We start from the raw sequence: 18,871 nt of genomic DNA, 5'->3' as shown, positions 1-18,871 counted from the left end.
ACGGCAACTGGGTTGCCGTTTTGCTTTTACCCTGGCCGCCCGGCAATACCCTAGATCGCCAGAGCCAGCTTCGTCCCCTGCGCAATTGCCCGCCGCGCATCCAGCTCCATCGCCACGTCGCACCCGCCAATCAAATGCACCGTTTTACCGGCTTCGCGCAGCGGATCCGCCAGATCGCGCTTCGGCTCCTGCCCGGCGCATAAAATCACATGATCCACACGTAACAACTGCGGCTCGCCGCCGATCGTGACGTGCAGACCCTCGTCGTCGATCTTCTGGTAGCTCACCGCCGGGATCATCTTCACCCCGCGCGAGAGCAGGGTGGCACGGTGGATCCAGCCCGTGGTTTTGCCCAGCCCTTCGCCCGGCTTGCTGGCCTTGCGCTGCAGCATCACGATCTGGCGCGGGCTTTTCGGCAGCTGCGGCCCTTCCGGGCGTAGCCCGCCGGACTGGTTCAGGCTGGTGTCGATACCCCATTCCACGCAAAACTCGGCAATGTTCTGGCTGGTGGCCTCGCCCGGCTGGCTTAAGTACATGGCGGTATCAAAGCCGATCCCGCCGCAGCCGATAATCGCCACCTTCTCGCCGACCGGCGTTTTGTCACGCAATACATCCAGATAGCTCAACACTTTAGGATGATCGATGCCCTCGATCGCAGGCGTGCGCGGTACGATCCCGCTCGCCAGGATCACCTCGTCGAAACCGATCAGATCCGCCGCGCTGACAAACTGGTTAAGCCGCAGCTCGACGCCCGTCAGGTCGATCATCCGGCGGTAGTAGCGCAGGGTTTCATAGAACTCCTCTTTGCCGGGGATCTGTTTGGCGATATTAAACTGCCCGCCAATCTCCGCCAGCGCATCAAACAGCGTCACGCTGTGCCCGCGCGAGGCGGCATTCACCGCAAACGCCAGTCCCGCCGGGCCTGCGCCCACCACGGCCAGGCGCTTTTTACTGACCGCCGGAACGATCGGCATTTTGGTTTCATGGCAGGCGCGCGGGTTAACCAGGCAAGAGGTGACCTTGCCGACGAAGATCTGATCCAGACAGGCCTGGTTACAGCCGATGCAGGTGTTGATCTCGTCCGCACGGCCGCTTTGCGCTTTGGAGAGCAGTTCGGCATCCGCCAGGAACGGGCGCGCCATCGACACCATATCGGCGTCGCCTCGCGAAATCACATCGTCCGCCACCTGCGGATCGTTAATGCGGTTGGTGGTGACCAGCGGAACAGAGACTTTGCCTTTCAGCTTCCGTGTTACCCAGCTGAACGCCGCGCGCGGCACCGGCGTGGCAATGGTTGGGATGCGCGCCTCGTGCCAGCCGATGCCGGTGTTAATAATGGTAGCGCCTGCGGCTTCAATCGCCTGCGCCAGCTGCACGGTTTCGTCGAACGTGCCGCCGCCTTCCACCAGGTCGAGCATCGACAGGCGGAAGACGATAATAAAGTCCGCGCCCGCACGTTCGCGCACCGCGCGCACCACCTCCACGGCAAAGCGCATCCGGCGGGCATAGTCGCCGCCCCATTCGTCGTCGCGCTGGTTGGTACGGGCGGCGAGGAACTCGTTGATCAGGTAGCCCTCTGAACCCATCACCTCAACGCCGTCGTAGCCCGCCTCGCGCGCCAGCGCCGCGCAGCGGGCGAAGTCGTCAATCAACGCCAGAATCTCATCGTGGCTAAGGGCGTGAGGTTTAAAACGGTTAATCGGCGCCTGAATGGCCGACGGCGCGACCAGGTTCGGCTGATAGCTGTAGCGTCCGGTGTGCAGGATTTGCAGGGCGATTTTGCCGCCTTCTTTATGCACCGCGTCGGTCACGATCCGGTGGTGCGCAAGCTGTGATGCATCGTTCAGCACCGCGCCGCCCTCCATCGTCACTCCAGAAGGTGCAGGGGCCACGCCGCCGGTCACAATCAGCGCCACCCCGTGGCGCGCGCGCTCGGCATAGAAGGCCGCCAGACGCTCGGCCCCGTCCGGACGCTCTTCCAGCCCGGTGTGCATCGAGCCCATCAGCACGCGGTTTTTGAGGGTGGTGAACCCCAGGTCGAGGGGGGCGAATAACGACGGGTAGCGGCTCATAGTCTCTTCCAGTGTAAAATTATTGTTATGTGGTCGGATGAGTTACTAATTTAGCCAGCGGGAGCGGAAAGGTAAAAGCGGGATCGAATGATTGTGATAGATCTCAAAGAACTTCGCCCCTCACCCTAACCCTCTCCCCAAAGGGGAGAGGGGACTGGCTGGTGCGGTCTCAAAGAATTGGCTCGATCTGATTTTTTCCCTCTCCCCTCAGGGGAGAGGGGCAGGGTGAGGGGTGTGGGTTTTTACTAACCCCGGTGCCTGCCACATCGATGTCGTCAGCCCGCTGTCCACCAGCCCAAGCTGGTCGGCGTACACCGCCTGCCATTTCTGCATCATGCCGTCGTACAGCTCGCGGTGCTGCGGGTTCGGCGTGAACTCGCGGCTCCACTTCACCAGCCGCTCGCCCGTCGAGGCCATATCCGCAAACAGCCCCGCGCCCGCACCTGCGGCAATCGCGCAGCCGAGCGCCGTCGCCTCTTTCACTTCCGGCACGCGCACCGGCAGCCCGGTGACGTCGCTTAAAATTTGGCTCCACAGGGCGCCTTTGGCCCCGCCGCCCGCAAACACCAGGCTTTCAAACGTCACGCCGGAGAAGCGCGAGATCTGCGCCAGGTTGCAGGCCGAGACAATCGCCGCGTTCTCCTCAAGGGCGCGGAACAGCGTCGCTTTATTGCATTTTTCCGGATCGATGGAGAGGTTAATAAACGACGGCGCGGCGTGGTACCACTGCTTGAAATGCATCGCATCGGAAAATATCGGCATCACCCCGTGGGAGCCTGCCGGTACGCGGCTCGCCATCTCTTCCAGCAGGGAATAGGTGTCCATCCCCATCCGCTCGGCAATCAGCTTTTCCTCGGCGCAGAAGGCGTCGCGGAACCAGCGCATGGTCAGCCCGGTAAAGAAGCTGATCGACTCCGCCTGCGCCATGCCGGGGATAACGTGCGGGTTCACGCGGATGTTCATCTCGGGGTCGGTGCGCACCTGCGGCAGGTTGACCACCTGCTGCCAGAAGGTACCGCCCAGCACCGCCGTCTGTCCGGCGCGGACCACGCCCAGCCCCAGGCAGCCCAGCTGCACGTCGCCGCCGCCCATCACCACCGGGGTGCCTTCGCGCAGGCCGCACTGCTGCGCGGCCTCTTTGGTAATCGTGCCCAGCACGGTGCCGGTCTCTTTTACCGGGGAGAGAATATCGGCGCGCAGCCCGGCCATGTCGAGCAGCGCCGGACGCCAGTCGCGGGAGAAGAGATCCAGCATGCCGGTGGTGCCCGCGTTAGACGGGTCAACAGCCAGCTCGCCGGAGAGCTTCGCCGCCAGCCAGTCGCTGATCATGGTGATGGTGGCGGCTTTACGGTAGATGTCAGGACGATGGTGCGCCAGCCACAGCAGGCGCGGCATGGCGCTCAGCGCCAGCGTCTGGCCTGAAACCTCATACACTTCGGATTCAAAACGGTCGTCGTGGATCTCTTTGAGTTCGGCCACCTCGCGGCTGGTACGGGCGTCGACGTTGGCGCAGGCCCAGATGGCCTCGCCGTTGCGGTCGTACAGCACGATCCCTTCGCGCATCGAGCAGCAGGCGACGGACTGAATATCCGCCGCGCTCAGGCGCGCACGTTCCAGCGCCTGATGAATGCACCGGCAGGCCAGCTGCCAGTTGGTCTCCAGATCGAACTCCATCGATCCCGGCACGTTCTCCACGCTCAGGTGCTTCCACTCGGCCTGACCGACGGCAATCTGGTTGCCCTGTAAATCGAAAATCACGGCGCGAACGCTGCCTGTCCCTGCATCTAACGCTAAAAGGTAACTCATGAGCTTGCCTCGTTGTTAGCGCAGGGCGGCTCTTAGTCGGCCAGAGCCAGCACCGCGCGGGCTGTCGTCTCCTCCGTCACCAGGCCATTGATACGGCGACCCTTCAGTGCGGCATAAATCGCATCGGCTTTCTCTTCTCCTCCGGCCACGCCAACGATGGTGGGCAGCTGCGCCAGTTCATCGAGCGTGACGCCCAGCAGTTCTTTGTGGATCTCCAGCTCCTCGACGCATTCCCCTTCGGCATTGAGGAAATAACCGAGAATGTCGCCGACCGCCCCTTTGCGGGCATACATCAGCTGTTCACCTTCGCTGATATAGCCGGATCGCAGTATCGTGGCGTCACGGCGCTGGTTCACTGAACCAATGCCGACCACAGCGACGTCGGCGGCGGTCGCGGCGAGGATCACGTCCCGCACGCTGGTCTCGCGTTTTAAGATCCCGGCCACCTCTGCGGATGACACGCGAAGCGGGGCGGGGATCATGCTGACGCTGCAGGCCGCATCCAGCTGGCCGATACCGGTCATGTACGGCCCGACGCCGCCGGAGAGCGTCACCAGGCGGATCTGCTGCGAGCTGATAAAGCCGCTCAGGTGCTGCAGGCAGCTCATGGTGGTTTCACCAAACCCCACCGCCAGCAGCTGGCCGGGCTCCAGTACGCCCATCAGCGACTGCGCCGCGCCAATGCCGAGCCGCACGTTCATCGGCGGCGTATTTAACGCGGGCATCACGCGCACCAGCTTCAGGCCAAAGCGCTGCTGTAGCTCGGTCTCCAGCGCCAGGCAGCCCTCGTAGCGGGAGTTGATCTGCACGCGGATCACCCCGGACTGACGGCCTTTTTCCAGCAGGCGGGAGATTTTCAGGCGCGGCAGCCCGAGCCGCTCGCCGATGTCGTTCTGGGTTAATCCGTCGTGGTAGTAGCACCAGGCCACGCGCGCCACCAGCTCCTCTTCCGCCAGTGCCAGCCCGGCAAACCGTCCTTCTTCCGCAGTGCGTTTATCGCTCATAGTTGAACTCTTATAAAAATTTAGATCATATGTTCGTGATGGCGCGAAGGGAAAGTGTGAGCCACGCGACAAAACGGATCTTTTAGATCGTTTCTGGTTTATCTGTATCTCAATCGATAAAACTGTGATCCCTGCACGGTTGTAAATATAGTTCACCGTCTACGCTTTTGAACATTATTAAATCTAAAAATCATTTGTTCAATAGCGGAGCGATGATGACACCACTTCTCGACGCGCGGAATATCAGCAAGCAGTTCTCAGGCGTGCCGGTCTTAAAAGGCATTGATTTCACGCTGCTTGCGGGCCAGGTGCACGCCCTGATGGGCGGAAACGGCGCGGGAAAATCGACGCTGATGAAGATCATCGCCGGGGTCGAAACGCCGGACGGCGGTGAACTTTCTGTCGAGGGGCAGTCATATGCGCGGCTCACGCCCGCTCAGGCGCACGGGTTAGGCATTTATCTGGTGCCGCAGGAGCCGCTGCTGTTCCCCAACCTGACGGTGCGGGAAAACATCCTGTTTCGCCTGCCGCGCGAACGCGATCTGGAAAAGCGCCTGGCGGAGAAGCTCCAGCAGCTCCAGTGCCAGCTTAACCTCGACGCCACTGCCAGCACCCTGGAGGTGGCGGATCAGCAGATGGTGGAGATCCTGCGCGGGCTGATGCGCAACGCGAGGATCCTGATCCTCGACGAACCCACGGCCTCCCTCACGCCCGGCGAAACCGAGCGGCTGTTCCGCCAGATCCGCGCCCTGCAGGCGCTCGGCGTCGGGATTGTCTTTATCTCGCACAAGCTGCCGGAGATTCGCCAGCTGGCAAGCCACGTCTCGGTGATGCGCGACGGCGCGGTGGTGCTGAGCGGTGAAACCGCGCAGTTTGACGACAGCGCCCTGATCGCCGCCATGACGCCGGTAAGCCGGGAGAAATCCCTCAGCGATACGCAAAAGCTGTGGCTGGCGCTGCCGGGCAACCGCCGCACCCAGGCGCAGGATTTCCCGGTGCTGCGGGTAGAGGATCTCACCGGGGAAGGCTTTATCGATCTCAGCCTTGAGATCTTCGCCGGCGAGATCGTCGGCCTGGCCGGGCTGGTGGGATCCGGGCGCACCGAGTTTGCGGAAACGCTCTACGGCCTGCGGCCGGTACGCGGCGGACGCGTCTGGCTGGAGAATCAGGACATTACCGCCGAGCCGGTAAGTTCACGCCTGGAAAAAGGGCTGGTCTACCTGCCGGAAGACAGGCAGGTATCCGGCCTGTTCCTCGACGCGCCGATCCGCTGGAACACGGTGGCGCTGAACGAGCCATCGATTTGGCAGCAGCGCAAGCGGGAGTCTGCGGTGGTGGAGCGTTATCACCGGGCGCTGGGGATCAAGCTCAATCATGCGGATCAAACCGTGCGGACGCTCTCCGGCGGCAACCAGCAGAAGGTGCTGCTGGCGCGCTGTCTGGAGGCCAACCCCTTATTGCTGATCGTTGATGAACCGACGCGCGGAGTGGACGTCTCGGCGCGCGCCGACATCTATCAGCTGATAAAAAGCGTGGCGGCGCAGAACGTGGCGGTGCTGATGATCTCAAGCGATCTTGACGAGTTCCCGGGCCTTGCGGACCGCGTGCTGGTGATGCATCAGGGCGTGCTCAGCGGCGAGCTGCCGCGCCACGCCGTCAGCCTCGACAGGATGATGGCGCTGGCGTTCGGAGGGCAGTCATGAAGACCTTGCTGAAAAACCGCGAGCTGAGCGCGTTCCTCGCCATTCTGGCGCTGTTCGCCGTGCTGGTGGCGCTGAATCCGTCCTACCTGAGTTTACAGACGCTGGGGATGATTTTCGCCAGCTCGCAGATCCTGATCCTGCTGGCCATCGGTGCCGCGCTGGTGATGCTGACCCGCAATATCGACGTGTCCGTCGGTTCCATCGTCGGGCTGTCCGCCATCGCCGTCGGCGTGGCGCTTAATAGCGGCTACAGCCTTCCCGTTTCCATTCTCTTCGCGCTGTCTATTGGCGCGCTGGCCGGGGCGTTCAACGGGTTCCTGGTGGTGGGGCTGCGCATCCCGGCGATTGTCGCCACCCTCGGCACGCTGGGGCTGTACCGCGGGGCAATGCTGCTCTGGACCGGCGGAAAGTGGATTGAAGGGCTGCCGCCCGGGCTGAAATCCCTCTCTGAGCCTGCCGCCATCGGCATTTCGCCGCTCGGCATGCTGGTGTTGATTATCGCGGTCACGGGCGCGTGGACGCTCTCGCGCACCGCGTTCGGGCGTGATTTCTACGCGGTGGGGGATAACCTCGCCGCCGCGCGACAGCTGGGCGTGGCGGTGAACCGCACCCGCATGATCGCCTTTACCCTCAACGGCATGCTGGCGGCCTGCGCCGGGATCGTCTTTGCCGCGCAGATTGGCTTTGTGCCCAACCAGACCGGCAGCGGGCTGGAGATGAAGGCCATCGCCGCCTGCGTGCTCGGCGGTATTTCGCTGCTGGGCGGCACGGGCACGCTGATTGGTGCGCTGCTCGGCGCCTTCTTCCTGACCCAAATCGACACCGTGCTGGTGCTGTTCAGGCTCCCGGCGTGGTGGAACGACTTTATCGCCGGGCTGGTGCTGCTGGGCGTGCTGGTGCTCGACGGGCGTCTGCGCCAGGCGCTGGCGCGCCATCAGCGGGCGCTGAAGTACGGCCGCTTCCAGCCGGGTAACAAAGGGGGAAAGCACGTCACCCCGTTTCCCAAACGCAAAAAAGAGGTGGCGTAAATGAGGCTTAACTGGGAAAGCGCGCTGCTGATTTTACTGGTGCTGGAGATCCTTCTCTTTGGCGCCATCAACCCGCGCATGCTCGACGTCAACATGCTGCTGTTCAGCACCAGCGACTTTATCTGCATCGGCATTGTGGCGCTGCCGCTCACGCTGGTCATCATCAGCGGCGGGATCGACATCTCCCTCGGTTCGACTATCGGCCTGTGCGCCATCGCGCTGGGCGTGATGATGCAGGCGGGGTGGCCGATGGCGGTCGCAGTTCCGCTGACGCTGCTGCTCGGCCTGCTGTGCGGATTACTTAATGCCGCGCTGATTCACTACACCGGCATCAGCCCGCTGGTAATCACCCTCGGCACGCTTTACCTCTACGGCGGCGGCGCGCTGCTGCTCTCCGGCATGGCGGGCGCGACGGGCTACGAGGGCATCGGCGGCTTCCCGGACAGCTTCACGGCGTTCGCTAACCTCACGGTGCTGGGTATGCCGATCCCGCTGGTGCTGTTCGCGGTGATTACCGTCTTTTTCTGGCTGATTACCCACCGCGGGCGCTTTGGTCGTCACCTGTTTTTGATCGGGCAAAACCCGCGCGCGGCGCGCTATGCGGCGCTGTCGGTGAACGGCATGCCCTACGCGCTGTACGGGCTGGTGGGCGTGGCCTCGGCGATTGCCGCGCTGGTGATGGTCTCCTATTTCGGCTCCGCGCGTTCGGATCTGGGGCGCGATTTGCTGATGCCCGCGCTCACCGCCGCCGTGCTCGGCGGGGCCAATATCTACGGCGGGTCAGGTTCGGTTGTCGGTACGGCGCTGGCGGCGCTGCTGGTGGGGTATCTGCAGCAGGGTTTACAGATGGTCGGCATCCCTAACCAGGTGTCGAGCGCGCTGTCAGGGGCGCTGCTGGTTGTGGTGGTGATGGGACGTTCGCTGAGTCTGCACCGCGAGTGGGTGCGTTCTCTCTTTAGAAAACTATCCGGAGCGTAAGATGAAAACAAAACTGATAGTCCTGGCAATGGCCCTCAGCTTCGCCTCGGCGCAGGCGGCGGACCGCATTGCCTTTATCCCGAAGCTGGTGGGCGTGGGGTTCTTCACCAGCGGCGGCAACGGCGCGAAAGAGGCGGGGAAAGACCTCGGCGTGGACGTGACCTACGACGGCCCGACCGAGCCGAGCGTCTCCGGGCAGGTGCAGCTCATCAATAACTTCGTTAACCAGGGCTATAACGCCATTATCGTCTCCGCCGTGTCGCCGGACGGCCTCTGCCCGGCGCTCAAGCGCGCGATGCAGCGCGGCGTCAAGGTCCTGACCTGGGATTCCGACACCAAACCGGAGTGCCGCAGCATCTACATCAACCAGGGGACGCCGGAGCAGCTGGGCGGCCTGCTGGTGGAGATGGCGGGCAAACAGGTCACCAAACCGAACGCTAAAGTGGCGTTCTTCTACTCAAGCCCGACCGTCACCGACCAGAACCAGTGGGTGAAAGAGGCGAAGGCCAAAATCGAGAAAGATCACCCCCAGTGGCAGGTCGTGACGACCCAGTTTGGCTATAACGACGCCACCAAATCCCTGCAAACCGCCGAAGGGATCTTAAAAGCGTATCCGGATCTGGATGCGATTATCGCCCCGGACGCCAACGCGCTTCCAGCGGCGGCGCAGGCGGCGGAAAACCTGAAGCGGGAAGGGGTGGCGATTGTCGGCTTCAGCACGCCGAACGTGATGCGCCCGTACGTTGAGCGCGGCACGGTGAAAGCCTTCGGCCTGTGGGATGTAGTACAACAGGGCAAAATTGCGGTCAACGTCGCCGATCGCCTGCTGAAAAAAGGCGATCTTAACGTCGGCGACAGCGTGGACGTAAAAAATATCGGCGCGCTGAAGGTCGAGCCGAACAGCGTGCAGGGCTACCAGTATGAGGCGAAGGGCAACGGCATCGTGCTGCTGCCGGAGCGCGTGGTGTTCACCAAAGAGAACATCAGCAAATACGATTTCTGACGGGGGAGCAAATGGCTGATTTAGACGACATCAAAGACGGCAAGGATTTTGGCATCGGCACGGCGCAGCAGAATGTGCCGTACACCCTGAAGGGCTGCGGCTCGCTGGACTGGGGCATGCAGTCCAGGCTTGCGCGCATCTTCAACCCGCAGAGCAACCGCACGGTGATGCTGGCCTTTGACCACGGCTACTTTCAGGGGCCGACCACCGGGCTTGAGCGTATCGACCTCTCCATCGCGCCGCTGTTTGGCGAAACCGACGTGCTGATGTGCACCCGCGGCATCCTCAGGAGCCTGGTGCCAGCCGCGACGAACAAACCGGTGGTGCTGCGCGCGTCCGGCGGTAACTCGATTCTGGGCGAACTGTCGAACGAGTGCGTGGCGGTGGCGATGGAGGACGCGCTGCGCCTGAACGTCTGCGCGGTGGCGGCGCAGGTGTATATCGGCAGCGAGTTTGAGCATCAGTCGATCAACAACATCATCAAGCTTGTCGATGCGGGCGCGCGCTACGGTATGCCGACGCTGGCGGTGACGGGCGTGGGGAAAGAGATGGCGCGCGACGCGCGCTATTTCTCGCTCGCCAGCCGCATCGCGGCCGAAATGGGGGCGCAGTTCGTCAAAACCTACTACGTGGACGAGGGCTTTGAAAAAGTGACCGCCAGCTGCCCGGTGCCGATCGTTATCGCCGGGGGCAAAAAGCTGCCGGAGCACGAGGCGCTGGAGATGTGCTGGCGGGCGATCGACCAGGGCGCGTCCGGCGTGGACATGGGGCGCAACATCTTCCAGTCCAGCGCGCCGCTCTCCATGCTGAAGGCGGTGAAAAAAGTGGTTCACGAGAACTGGAACGCCCGCGATGCGTTCCAGTTCTGGCAGGAAGAGAAACAGGGAGAAGCAAAATGAACGTGACGCTGGTGGAGATCAACATCAAGCCCGAGCGGGTAGACGAGTTTCTGGAGGTGTTTCGCGCCAACCACGAGGGGGCAATCCAGGAGCCGGGAAACCTGCGTTTTGACGTATTGCAGGATCCGAGGGTGAAAACCCGGTTCTTTATCTACGAAGCCTATAAAGACGAAGAGGCGGTGCTGGCGCACAAGCAAACCCCGCACTATCTGGCGTGCGTGGATAAGCTCGAAGAGCTGATGTCGGAGCCGCGCAAGAAACGCAGTTTTGTGGGGCTGTTGCCGGAGTAACAGGCGTTATAAAGGTTTTGTAGGCCGGGTAAGCGCTAGCGCCACCCGGCGTTGTTCAAGCCAGCGCCAGATCCGCAAGTATCGTAGCAAGCGCTTCGCGCGGCTCACCCTGAAGAGCCTGAAGGGGGAAGGGTAGCGCGGGTGTTTCCACTTTCCCCAGCATTTCTGCCGCTGCCGCTACCACCCGCAAACTACCATAATGGCGGAACAGCGCCCAAAGCGGCTCCAGCCGCTCGGATTGTGCCGACTCTTTCGAACGGGCAATCGCCAGCGCTGTTTGCGGAAACAACCCGCCGACCACCGAGTACCAGACGTCAAACCCGGCCTGCAGGGCGGAGGCCGCTCGCCAGTCACCGGCGATGCCCAGCGTGACGGTATCAGGAAGACGAGCGCGTACCTGCAACAGGTCCTCCGGCACGCGGCCAAGCTTAATGGACCCTATATTCGGCAGGGCCGCGGCGGCAAATAACAGTTCATCGCTAAACGAAAAACCGGTTGTGGCGGGATTATCGTAAATGCACAGCGGTACTGAGAGCTGGCGGGTCACCGTTTCATACAGATTAAATACTTCGTCTTCCGTTAATCGCTGGTACGACACGGGTGCCAGCAGCACGCCGGAGACACCTGCCGATTGCGCGTCGTCAGCTAGACGCAGAATATCGTCCAGCCGCAATGCGCCGATGCTGACGATGACCGGAATGTCATCAGCATGCGCCACCGCGCAGCGTGCGATCCGACCGCGCTCTTCAACGGTCAGATAGGCGTAACTTCCCGTTGAGCCCAAAATGCCCAGTGAATCCATACCAGCGTCGACCACGGGGCGCAGAAGATTGATGAAGGAGTGCTCGTCAAACGTCCCCTCTTTCAGGGGGGTTAACGGAAACGCGCTTAACCCGTGAAACATCGTGTTGTCCTCCTACAGCGTCAGCAGCTGAACCCGAGCCGTGGCTCCCGGCATCAGCCGCTGCAGGTTGTTGACCAGTTCTTCTCCTGCCTCTTCCAGTGCCGCAAGGGGCATCGACGGCAGGCTTTCAAGAATAAACCACATGGATTGTGCCTGCCTGTCCAGACGGGTACGTACCCCCTGTCGCCAGTTCCAGCGGCGGCAGGTGACGCCGAGATCGTCGCGCCAGATAACCTCGCCCGGTTCCGGATGTTCCATCACTGGTTGTCCCTCTTTGAAGGTATCAAACGGCTCGCTGCCGTCGGCCAGCGTCAGACGCGGCGCACCCGAATACGCCGCGAGATTTTCCCCGCCCACCGGAATGGCATAGCGAATACTCACCGCGTTATAGATATCTACGACCGGATCCAGCGACGGCAGCGAACCGTCTTTCAGTACCCGCTTGCGCAGGGCAGATGCCGAGCAGGGCGTGCGTTTCGGTTTCGCGCCGAAGGCTTTAAACACCTCATCCCAGTCTGAAAGGTGTGCATCAGCCCATGGCACATCATCATTCAACATCTGCTGGCAGGCCTGCGCCAACGCGGCGGGCGCAACCTCGGGGTGGGTTATCGGCGCAGCTTCAACCAGAATGCTCAGCGCCCGAAAGCCCGGGGCAATCCCGGCAAGATGCGAATCTATTGACGGCGTAACGAGAGACATAAATAATCCTGTATTGACTGTTTTATACCATGGTAGTGACCAATGACTGATAAAGTCAATATAATGACTTCGCAGGGTGCCGATGTTGCCCTGGTAAGCCTGGCCGTGGCAAACCGCATACGCAACTGGCGCAAAGAGAAAAAGCTGTCTCTGGACGAGTTGTCCCGCCGAGCAAGCGTTAGCAAAGGCATGTTGGTGGAGATCGAAAAGGGCGCAGCCAACCCCAGTATCGCCATCTTGTGCAAGCTGGCCGCCGCGCTCGGCATCTCCGTAGCGGATATCGTCAACGTATCCAGCGAGCCGCTGGTGCACGTTATCGAAGAGGCTGCGATTCCGGTGCTGTGGCAGGGCGCACAGGGTGGACGCGCCAGACTGCTGGCGGGAACCGCAGGCCCGGATATGATTGAGCTATGGCAGTGGGAGATGCAGCCGGGAGAGCGCTTTACCTCTCCGGGGCACCCGGCGGGAACCTTTGAGCTGCTGCACGTGAACGAAGGCGTTTTAACGTTGACGGTGGATGAGACGGTGACCCAGGTTAACGCTGGCGCATCGGCGGTGGCGAAAACGGAAGCGGCGCACGGATATGCGAACGAAGGCGATACCGTGCTTCGCTTCACCATGACGGTGGCGGAATTTCACCGATAAAAAGCAGCCCGGTGGCGCTACGCTTACCGGGCCTGCATGCAGTATTTTGTAGGCCGGGTAAGCGTAGCGCCACCCGGCGTTGATTACGCCTCTTCCACACTTATTCGCAGCGCTGCCAGCGCTTTACGCGCCGCTTTCAGCACCTGCTCGCACTGCTCAATCGTCAGCGTCAGCGGCGGTTCAATGCGGATGGTTTTCGAGTTGTTGAGCGTTCCGGCGACCAGCACCCGCTGGCGGAACATCTCGCTCGCGAAGCTATAGCCGGTTTCGTTATCGACAAACTCAATCGCCATCAGCATCCCTTTGCCACGCGCGTCCTGCACCAGGTCCGGATACTCCCGGCCTAGCTGACGGAAGCCGTCCAGCAGCATGTCACCTTTCTGCTCCGCCTGGGCGGGCAGGTTTTGCTCCAGCAGCACGTTGATGGTTGCCAGCGCGGCCGCACAGGCCAGCGGGTTACCGCCAAAAGTGGTGGTATGCAGGAACGGGTTGTCGAACAGCACCGAGAAGACCTCTTCAGTCGCAACCGTCGCACCAATCGGCATCACGCCGCCGCCGAGCGCTTTCGCCAGGCACAGGATGTCCGGCTGAACGTTTTCGTGCTCGCAGGCAAACATCTTGCCGGTGCGCCCCATCCCGGTCTGGACTTCGTCGAGGATCAGCAGCGCGCCAAACTCATCGCACAGCTGACGCACGGCGGGCAGATAGCCCTGCGGAGGGAGGATCACGCCGCCTTCACCCTGAATCGGCTCCAGGATCACCGCCGCCACGTCATCGCCGGTTTTACGGCATTCGCTCAGCACGGTGCGCATGGCGTTAATGTCGCCGAACGGCACGTGGCGGAAGCCCGGCAGCAGCGGCATAAACGGTTTGCGGAAGGTGGATTTGGCGGTAGCAGACAGTGCGCCCAGGGATTTACCGTGGAACGCGCCGCTGGTGGCGATAAAGGTGAATTTCCCGCGCGGCGACTGGTACGCTTTGGCGAGTTTAATCGCCGCTTCGACCGATTCCGTGCCGCTGTTGCTAAAGAAGCTGTACTTCAGTTTGCCGGGCGTTAAGGCCGCCAGCGTTTTCGCGAGCATAGCGCGAAGCGGGTCGAGCAGTTCCTGGCTATGGAGAGGTTGTTTCGCAAGTTGATTCTGTACGGCGGAAACCACAACTGGATTACGGTGCCCCACGTTGAAGATACCAAAACCACCCAGGCAATCGATAAACTCCTGTCCCTGGGTGTCGACAAGCGTGTTAAGACTCCCCGCTTGCCACTCTACGGCTCCGTAATCCCCGCCGGCGGTAACAGATTTGCGATACTCCAGAAAACCTGGATTGACGTGCTCTTTAAAGTAATCGATGACCTCTCGGTTAAGTTGTTTCATCTCCTCATGATCGAGCGTTCGCTTCTCAATGAGATTCAGTGCGTGCGCGGTACAGGCAAGAGCCGAGGCGCTGGAAGGTAACCTGTTCAAAATGTGCTCCCGGGGATCGCGTATCACATGATACTGGTTTAAGTATTGCAGGGATTACGCCACTTCAGATGACTTAACGAAAATCGGGATAAACGCCAGGTTAAAATAATGTTGCACAATATTTAATCATGCCGGAGCAACCGAAACGGGATTTAGCGGTACAGGACAAAAAGGGTAAATGAGGCCGGAAAAGCGCATCTGCACTAAAGAAGTGCATTGGCTGCAACTTAAGTGGGCATTAACTGGTCATGCTTTATAGGTAATTTCTTTGCGAAAGTATTTGAAATCAATGAATTATAAAATCGTACAAAAAATATGGTTTAAGTGAAATCTGCGATCTTCATCAAGTTTAACAACTAAAGATAAATTGTTTACCGCCGAAAAAACATTGACCCACAAAATTAACATTCAAATAACCTGCAAGGGATGCCCACGATGTCCTCTCCAACCTATGTCACCCAGAATGAATATCCTCTGGACGATGACACCACCTTAATGTCTACCACAGACGTCCACAGCTACATCACACACGCCAACGACACCTTTGTGCAGGTGAGCGGCTACCAGCTCGATGAGCTGACGGGCCAGCCGCACAATATGGTGCGCCACCCCGATATGCCAAAAGCCGCGTTTGCCGATATGTGGTACACGCTGCAGCAGGGCGAGCCGTGGAGCGGGATTGTCAAAAACCGGCGCAAAAACGGCGACCACTACTGGGTGCGTGCGAATGCGGTACCGATGGTGCGCCGCGGGCAGGTGACGGGCTATATGTCCATTCGCACCAAAGCCACAGCCGAAGAGATTGCGGCCGTGGAGCCGCTCTACCGGGCGCTGAACGACGGGAGCTGTAAGAAACGCGTGCACAAGGGGCTGGTGGTTGGAAAAGGCTGGCTGGGTAAACTGCCGGCAATGCCGCTGCGCTGGCGCGTGCGCAGCGTGATGGCGGCGCTTTTTGCCGTTCTCGCCGCCACGCTGATCGCGACTTCCGCCGGGTGGATGCCGCTCGTTGCTGCCGCGGTGGTGATGCTGCTGGGGACGCTGCTGTTTGAGCAACAGATTGTCCGCCCGGTAGAGAATGTGGCGCGACAGGCCCTGAAGGTCGCAACCGGTGAACGCAACAGCGTGCAGCATCTGAACCGCAGCGACGAGCTGGGGCTGACGCTGCGCGCGGTCGGGCAGCTGGGCCTGATGTGCCGCTGGTTAATCAATGACGTCTCGAGCCAGGTAGTGAGCGTCCGTGACGGCAGCGACAGGCTGGCGCAGGGAAATGAAGACCTGAACGATCGGACGCGTCAGACCGTGGCGAACGTGCAGCAGACCGTCGCAACAATGAACCAGATGGCCGCTTCCGTTCAGAGTAACTCTGAAACCGCCGCCGAGGTGGATAAACTCTCCGTGGCCGCGAGCAGCGCGGCGACGAAAGGGGGCAACGCGATGCAGACCGTCGTTAAAACCATGGATGACATTGCCGACAGCACGCAGCGGATTGGCTCGATTACCTCCCTGATTAACGATATCGCTTTCCAGACCAACATTCTGGCGCTGAACGCGGCGGTTGAAGCGGCAAGGGCAGGAGAGCAGGGAAAAGGTTTTGCCGTGGTCGCGGGCGAAGTGCGCCATCTCGCCAGCCGCAGCGCCAGTGCCGCCAATGATATTCGTAAACTGATTGATGCCAGCGCCAGCAAGGTGCAGTCCGGCTCTGAGCAGGTTCACGCCGCAGGCCGCACGATGGATGATATCGTGGTGCAGGTGAAAAACGTGACGCAGCTTATCGCCCAGATCAGCCACGCGACCTCCGAGCAGGCAACCGGGCTGTCAGAGTTGACCCGCGCGGTGGCTGAACTCGACAGCATTACGCAGAAAAACGCCGACCTGGTCGAGGAGAGCGCCCACATTTCTGCAATGGTGAAGCACCGCGCCGGACGCCTAAAGGATGCGGTGACTGTGCTCCACTGAGTCAGTAATGTTCCAAAAAAGCCGTTTATACCGTAGGGAATAAACGGCTTTTTATTTTTCTGATTGTGACTATTAATGTGGTTTATTGTTAATTTAATATTAAATAACTAAAGAAAGTGCCTCAGTTATTTATTCCTGCCTAAGTCAGTTCTTCAGAATGCTATTTCGAAAATACCCCGTTTGACGGTCTGGTAACGATCGATGAGGCCATATTAATAGCCTGCACCTATGCATTGCGGGGGTTATGAAATAAAAAAACGATCAAACTCATAAAGTTAGCGAAATCGTTACCGATAACAGCGATCGTCTGAGAAATAATCACATCGATGGAGAAAATATGTTCTTACATGACGTAAAGATCGGCACGAAATTATTTCTGGCGTTCGGGTTCTTTATTGTCCTGATGGCCATCAGTGCGAGCCTGTCTCTGCTGAGCCTGAACCGGGCTAATAACGGGATGCAATCGATTATTACCAGTGATTATCCGACCACGGTAAAAGCGAACCAGTTAATCGATAACTTCCAGGAATTTATTAGCACTCAACAGCTGATGCTGCTGGACGAGCAGGGCACCTATACGGGGCAATCTCAGCAGCGCCTGAAAGAGATCAGCGAGCACATCACGGTGATCCTGGGCGAGCTGAACAACGCGTTGCAGGATCAAAAGTCTCAGCAGGTTCTGGCGGAGATCCGCAGCGTGCGCCAGCAGTATCTGGACTCGCGCTACCGCATTCTGCAGGCGGTGCAGAACAACAATCGTGCGGGCGCTATTCAGGAGATGATGACCACCACCCTCGCCGTGCAGCAGGCTTATAAAGCGAAGGTGAAGGAGCTGATTACCATTCAAAACAGCGAGATGCAGAGTGCCGGCGCGCAGGTGGAAGGGGATTTCAGGTCTAACCGCCTGCTGCTGATCCTGCTCACGCTCTTTAGCGTTGCGGCAGGCAGCCTGATTGGCTGGTTTATCGTGCGCGCTATCACTCGTCCGCTCGGCGAGGCGGTGCATTTTGCAAAAGCCATTTCTGAGGGCGATCTGACGGGCAGCATCACGCCACATGGTAAAGACGAAACGGGTCTGCTGCTGCATGCGCTGATGGAGATGAAAACGCGACTGCTGGACATCGTGCAGCAGGTGCAAACCGGCTCGGAGAATATCTCCAGCGCAGCCGCGCAGATTGTCGCCGGGAACCAGGATCTGGCCGCGCGCACGGAAGAGCAGGCAAGTTCTGTAGAACAGACCGCCGCCTCGATGGAGCAGATCACCGCGACGGTGAAAAATACCGCCTCGCATACCGGGGAAGCGACCAACCTCTCGGCGGATGCCGCCACGGTGGTCAAAAACAACGGCGAGATGATGAAGCAGGTGACCAGCAAAATGCGCCTGATTAACGAGACGTCGAACCGGATGTCCGACATTATCGACCTGATCGACGCTATTGCTTTCCAGACCAATATTCTGGCGTTGAACGCGGCGGTGGAAGCGGCGCGCGCCGGCGAGCACGGTCGCGGCTTTGCGGTGGTGGCGGGTGAAGTTCGCCAGCTTGCCCAGAAGAGCGCGTCGTCTGCCAGCGAAATCCGCGAGCTGATTGAGAGCTCTACCAGCCAGACCCAGGACGGGATGAACCTGGTTGAAAAAGCGAGTGCGCTGATCAACGGGATGGTCGGCAACGTGGAAGAGATGGACGTGATCCTGCGCGAAATCCGCCAGGCCAGCCACGAGCAGACGGAAGGTATCTCGCAGATTAACAGCGCGATTGGCCTGATTGATGCCACCACCCAGCAGAACTCCGCGCTGGTGGAGGAGTCCGTCGCGGCGGCGGCATCGCTTAACGAACAGGCGATGCACCTGAAGGAGCTGGTACGCGTCTTCCGCGTGAGCGAGCACGCTCCGGCTTAGTCCAGCTGGGAGATCTCGAGCGCCGCGCGGTCAATAACGCCGATAATCTGCTTGAGCTGCGCGTCGCTGAGCTCTCCCTGATTCACCTTCAGGTCTAACACCGCTTTGAAGTTATCCAGCGCCCGCTTCATCTGCGGGTTTTTGCGCAGCTGAAAACCGACGGAACGCGCTTTGATACGCACCTGGATCTGTTCCAGCTGTTCCCGGTTTTCGTCCAGCCAGCGTTGTCCTTCAGCGGTAATCGCAATCTTCTTACGACCGTTATCTTCTTCCGTAATGGTGATAAAGGTCTGATCCTGAAGATAATCCAGGGTCGGGTAGATCACCCCTGGGCTCGGGGTGTAGTTCCCCTGGGTCAGATTCTCGATCTCTTTGATCAGCTCGTAGCCGTGGCTCGCGCTGCGGGTCAGGATATCCAGAATCACCAGCCGCAGATCGCCGTGGCCGAAAAAGCGCGGTCGGCGCCCGCCGCTGTCGTGTTCGTGTCGCATAGTAGTTCTCTTAATTTGATATATCTAAACTAT

16 protein-coding genes are annotated in these 18,871 nt (G+C 60.2%); 9 read left to right on the top strand and 7 right to left on the bottom strand.

Annotated features, from left to right (window positions below):
• Window positions 1-50: 50 nt before the first annotated feature.
• The 3 genes from QMN93_RS12400 to lsrR form a co-directional block, all read right to left on the bottom strand.
• On the bottom strand, window positions 51-2,072 hold the full coding sequence (locus QMN93_RS12400) for an NADPH-dependent 2,4-dienoyl-CoA reductase (protein ID WP_182382742.1): 2,022 nt from the start codon (window positions 2,070-2,072) through the stop codon (window positions 51-53).
• 207 nt (window positions 2,073-2,279) lie between these two features.
• Entirely contained in the window at window positions 2,280-3,878 is a 1,599-nt protein-coding gene (gene lsrK, locus QMN93_RS12395) for an autoinducer-2 kinase (RefSeq protein WP_193140077.1), read from the bottom strand.
• Window positions 3,879-3,910: 32 nt separating this feature from the next.
• Window positions 3,911-4,882 carry a transcriptional regulator LsrR gene (gene lsrR / locus QMN93_RS12390; protein ID WP_039260477.1) on the bottom strand — a complete coding sequence of 324 codons (972 nt, stop codon included), beginning with the start codon at window positions 4,880-4,882 and terminating at the stop codon, window positions 3,911-3,913.
• 215 nt (window positions 4,883-5,097) lie between these two features.
• Here lsrR and lsrA point away from each other — a divergent pair, with 215 nt between their 5' ends.
• The 6 genes from lsrA to lsrG are packed head-to-tail and all read left to right on the top strand — an operon-like array spanning window position 5,098 to window position 10,783.
• Window positions 5,098-6,585: an autoinducer 2 ABC transporter ATP-binding protein LsrA gene (gene lsrA, locus QMN93_RS12385; RefSeq protein WP_182383927.1), complete on the top strand. Its 1,488-nt coding sequence runs from the start codon at window positions 5,098-5,100 to the stop codon at window positions 6,583-6,585.
• Window positions 6,582-7,613, top strand: a complete 1,032-nt coding sequence (gene lsrC / locus QMN93_RS12380) for an autoinducer 2 ABC transporter permease LsrC (RefSeq protein ID WP_047060302.1) — start codon at window positions 6,582-6,584, stop codon at window positions 7,611-7,613. The genes lsrA and lsrC overlap by 4 nt, the downstream gene beginning before the upstream one ends.
• Window positions 7,614-8,591 (top strand): autoinducer 2 ABC transporter permease LsrD, encoded by a 978-nt coding sequence (gene lsrD / locus QMN93_RS12375; protein ID WP_182382740.1) that lies wholly within the window; start codon window positions 7,614-7,616, stop codon window positions 8,589-8,591.
• Window position 8,592: 1 nt separating this feature from the next.
• Window positions 8,593-9,594, top strand: coding sequence for an autoinducer 2 ABC transporter substrate-binding protein LsrB (gene lsrB / locus QMN93_RS12370; RefSeq protein WP_033146708.1), 1,002 nt, complete (start codon window positions 8,593-8,595; stop codon window positions 9,592-9,594).
• 11 nt (window positions 9,595-9,605) lie between these two features.
• Entirely contained in the window at window positions 9,606-10,493 is an 888-nt protein-coding gene (gene lsrF, locus QMN93_RS12365) for a 3-hydroxy-5-phosphonooxypentane-2,4-dione thiolase (protein ID WP_182382739.1), read from the top strand.
• Window positions 10,490-10,783, top strand: a complete 294-nt coding sequence (gene lsrG / locus QMN93_RS12360) for a (4S)-4-hydroxy-5-phosphonooxypentane-2,3-dione isomerase (protein WP_008503162.1) — start codon at window positions 10,490-10,492, stop codon at window positions 10,781-10,783. Before lsrF ends, lsrG begins: the two co-directional genes overlap by 4 nt.
• Window positions 10,784-10,838: 55 nt before the next feature.
• Here the strand turns inward: lsrG and QMN93_RS12355 are convergent, their stop codons facing one another.
• Together QMN93_RS12355 and QMN93_RS12350 are read right to left on the bottom strand one after the other, a co-directional pair.
• Window positions 10,839-11,687, bottom strand: coding sequence for a dihydrodipicolinate synthase family protein (locus QMN93_RS12355; RefSeq protein WP_033146705.1), 849 nt, complete (start codon window positions 11,685-11,687; stop codon window positions 10,839-10,841).
• 12 nt (window positions 11,688-11,699) lie between these two features.
• Window positions 11,700-12,386, bottom strand: coding sequence for a B3/4 domain-containing protein (locus tag QMN93_RS12350; protein ID WP_033146704.1), 687 nt, complete (start codon window positions 12,384-12,386; stop codon window positions 11,700-11,702).
• 42 nt (window positions 12,387-12,428) lie between these two features.
• On the opposite strand from QMN93_RS12350, the gene QMN93_RS12345 reads away from it, so the two are divergent.
• Window positions 12,429-13,031 carry a helix-turn-helix domain-containing protein gene (locus QMN93_RS12345; RefSeq protein WP_039260488.1) on the top strand — a complete coding sequence of 201 codons (603 nt, stop codon included), beginning with the start codon at window positions 12,429-12,431 and terminating at the stop codon, window positions 13,029-13,031.
• Between the two features lie 83 nt (window positions 13,032-13,114).
• Here the strand turns inward: QMN93_RS12345 and ygjG are convergent, their stop codons facing one another.
• Window positions 13,115-14,494, bottom strand: coding sequence for a putrescine aminotransferase (gene ygjG / locus QMN93_RS12340; protein ID WP_023309267.1), 1,380 nt, complete (start codon window positions 14,492-14,494; stop codon window positions 13,115-13,117).
• 435 nt (window positions 14,495-14,929) lie between these two features.
• Here ygjG and QMN93_RS12335 point away from each other — a divergent pair, with 435 nt between their 5' ends.
• Complete coding sequence (locus QMN93_RS12335; RefSeq protein WP_033146701.1) at window positions 14,930-16,450, top strand: PAS domain-containing methyl-accepting chemotaxis protein; 1,521 nt, start codon at window positions 14,930-14,932, stop codon at window positions 16,448-16,450.
• Between the two features lie 337 nt (window positions 16,451-16,787).
• Window positions 16,788-18,347 (top strand): methyl-accepting chemotaxis protein, encoded by a 1,560-nt coding sequence (locus QMN93_RS12330; protein WP_023333505.1) that lies wholly within the window; start codon window positions 16,788-16,790, stop codon window positions 18,345-18,347.
• Here QMN93_RS12330 and QMN93_RS12325 read toward each other — a convergent pair.
• Complete coding sequence (locus QMN93_RS12325; protein ID WP_167818700.1) at window positions 18,344-18,838, bottom strand: PadR family transcriptional regulator; 495 nt, start codon at window positions 18,836-18,838, stop codon at window positions 18,344-18,346. The genes QMN93_RS12330 and QMN93_RS12325 overlap by 4 nt on opposite strands.
• Window positions 18,839-18,871: the final 33 nt, after the last annotated feature.

Origin of the sequence: Enterobacter sp. R-1.6.2 (assembly GCF_035064085.1) — a bacterium.
GTDB classification, from domain to species: Bacteria; Pseudomonadota; Gammaproteobacteria; order Enterobacterales; family Enterobacteriaceae; genus Enterobacter; species Enterobacter asburiae_B.
The sequence above is the reverse complement of the archived record's forward strand: the minus strand, read 5'-3'. Positions and strand labels throughout refer to the sequence as shown.

Bases quoted from the DNA above. Each gene is read 5' to 3' on its own strand.
- QMN93_RS12400 (WP_182382742.1), bottom strand. From the start codon at position 2,072: ATGAGCCGCTACCCGTCGTTATTCGCCCCCCTCGACCTGGGGTTCACC.
- lsrK (WP_193140077.1), bottom strand. From the start codon at position 3,878: ATGAGTTACCTTTTAGCGTTAGATGCAGGGACAGGCAGCGTTCGCGCC.
- lsrR (WP_039260477.1), bottom strand. From the start codon at position 4,882: ATGAGCGATAAACGCACTGCGGAAGAAGGACGGTTTGCCGGGCTGGCA.
- lsrA (WP_182383927.1), top strand. From the start codon at position 5,098: ATGACACCACTTCTCGACGCGCGGAATATCAGCAAGCAGTTCTCAGGC.
- lsrC (WP_047060302.1), top strand. From the start codon at position 6,582: ATGAAGACCTTGCTGAAAAACCGCGAGCTGAGCGCGTTCCTCGCCATT.
- lsrD (WP_182382740.1), top strand. From the start codon at position 7,614: ATGAGGCTTAACTGGGAAAGCGCGCTGCTGATTTTACTGGTGCTGGAG.
- lsrB (WP_033146708.1), top strand. From the start codon at position 8,593: ATGAAAACAAAACTGATAGTCCTGGCAATGGCCCTCAGCTTCGCCTCG.
- lsrF (WP_182382739.1), top strand. From the start codon at position 9,606: ATGGCTGATTTAGACGACATCAAAGACGGCAAGGATTTTGGCATCGGC.
- lsrG (WP_008503162.1), top strand. From the start codon at position 10,490: ATGAACGTGACGCTGGTGGAGATCAACATCAAGCCCGAGCGGGTAGAC.
- QMN93_RS12355 (WP_033146705.1), bottom strand. From the start codon at position 11,687: ATGTTTCACGGGTTAAGCGCGTTTCCGTTAACCCCCCTGAAAGAGGGG.
- QMN93_RS12350 (WP_033146704.1), bottom strand. From the start codon at position 12,386: ATGTCTCTCGTTACGCCGTCAATAGATTCGCATCTTGCCGGGATTGCC.
- QMN93_RS12345 (WP_039260488.1), top strand. From the start codon at position 12,429: ATGACTGATAAAGTCAATATAATGACTTCGCAGGGTGCCGATGTTGCC.
- QMN93_RS12335 (WP_033146701.1), top strand. From the start codon at position 14,930: ATGTCCTCTCCAACCTATGTCACCCAGAATGAATATCCTCTGGACGAT.
- QMN93_RS12330 (WP_023333505.1), top strand. From the start codon at position 16,788: ATGTTCTTACATGACGTAAAGATCGGCACGAAATTATTTCTGGCGTTC.
- QMN93_RS12325 (WP_167818700.1), bottom strand. From the start codon at position 18,838: ATGCGACACGAACACGACAGCGGCGGGCGCCGACCGCGCTTTTTCGGC.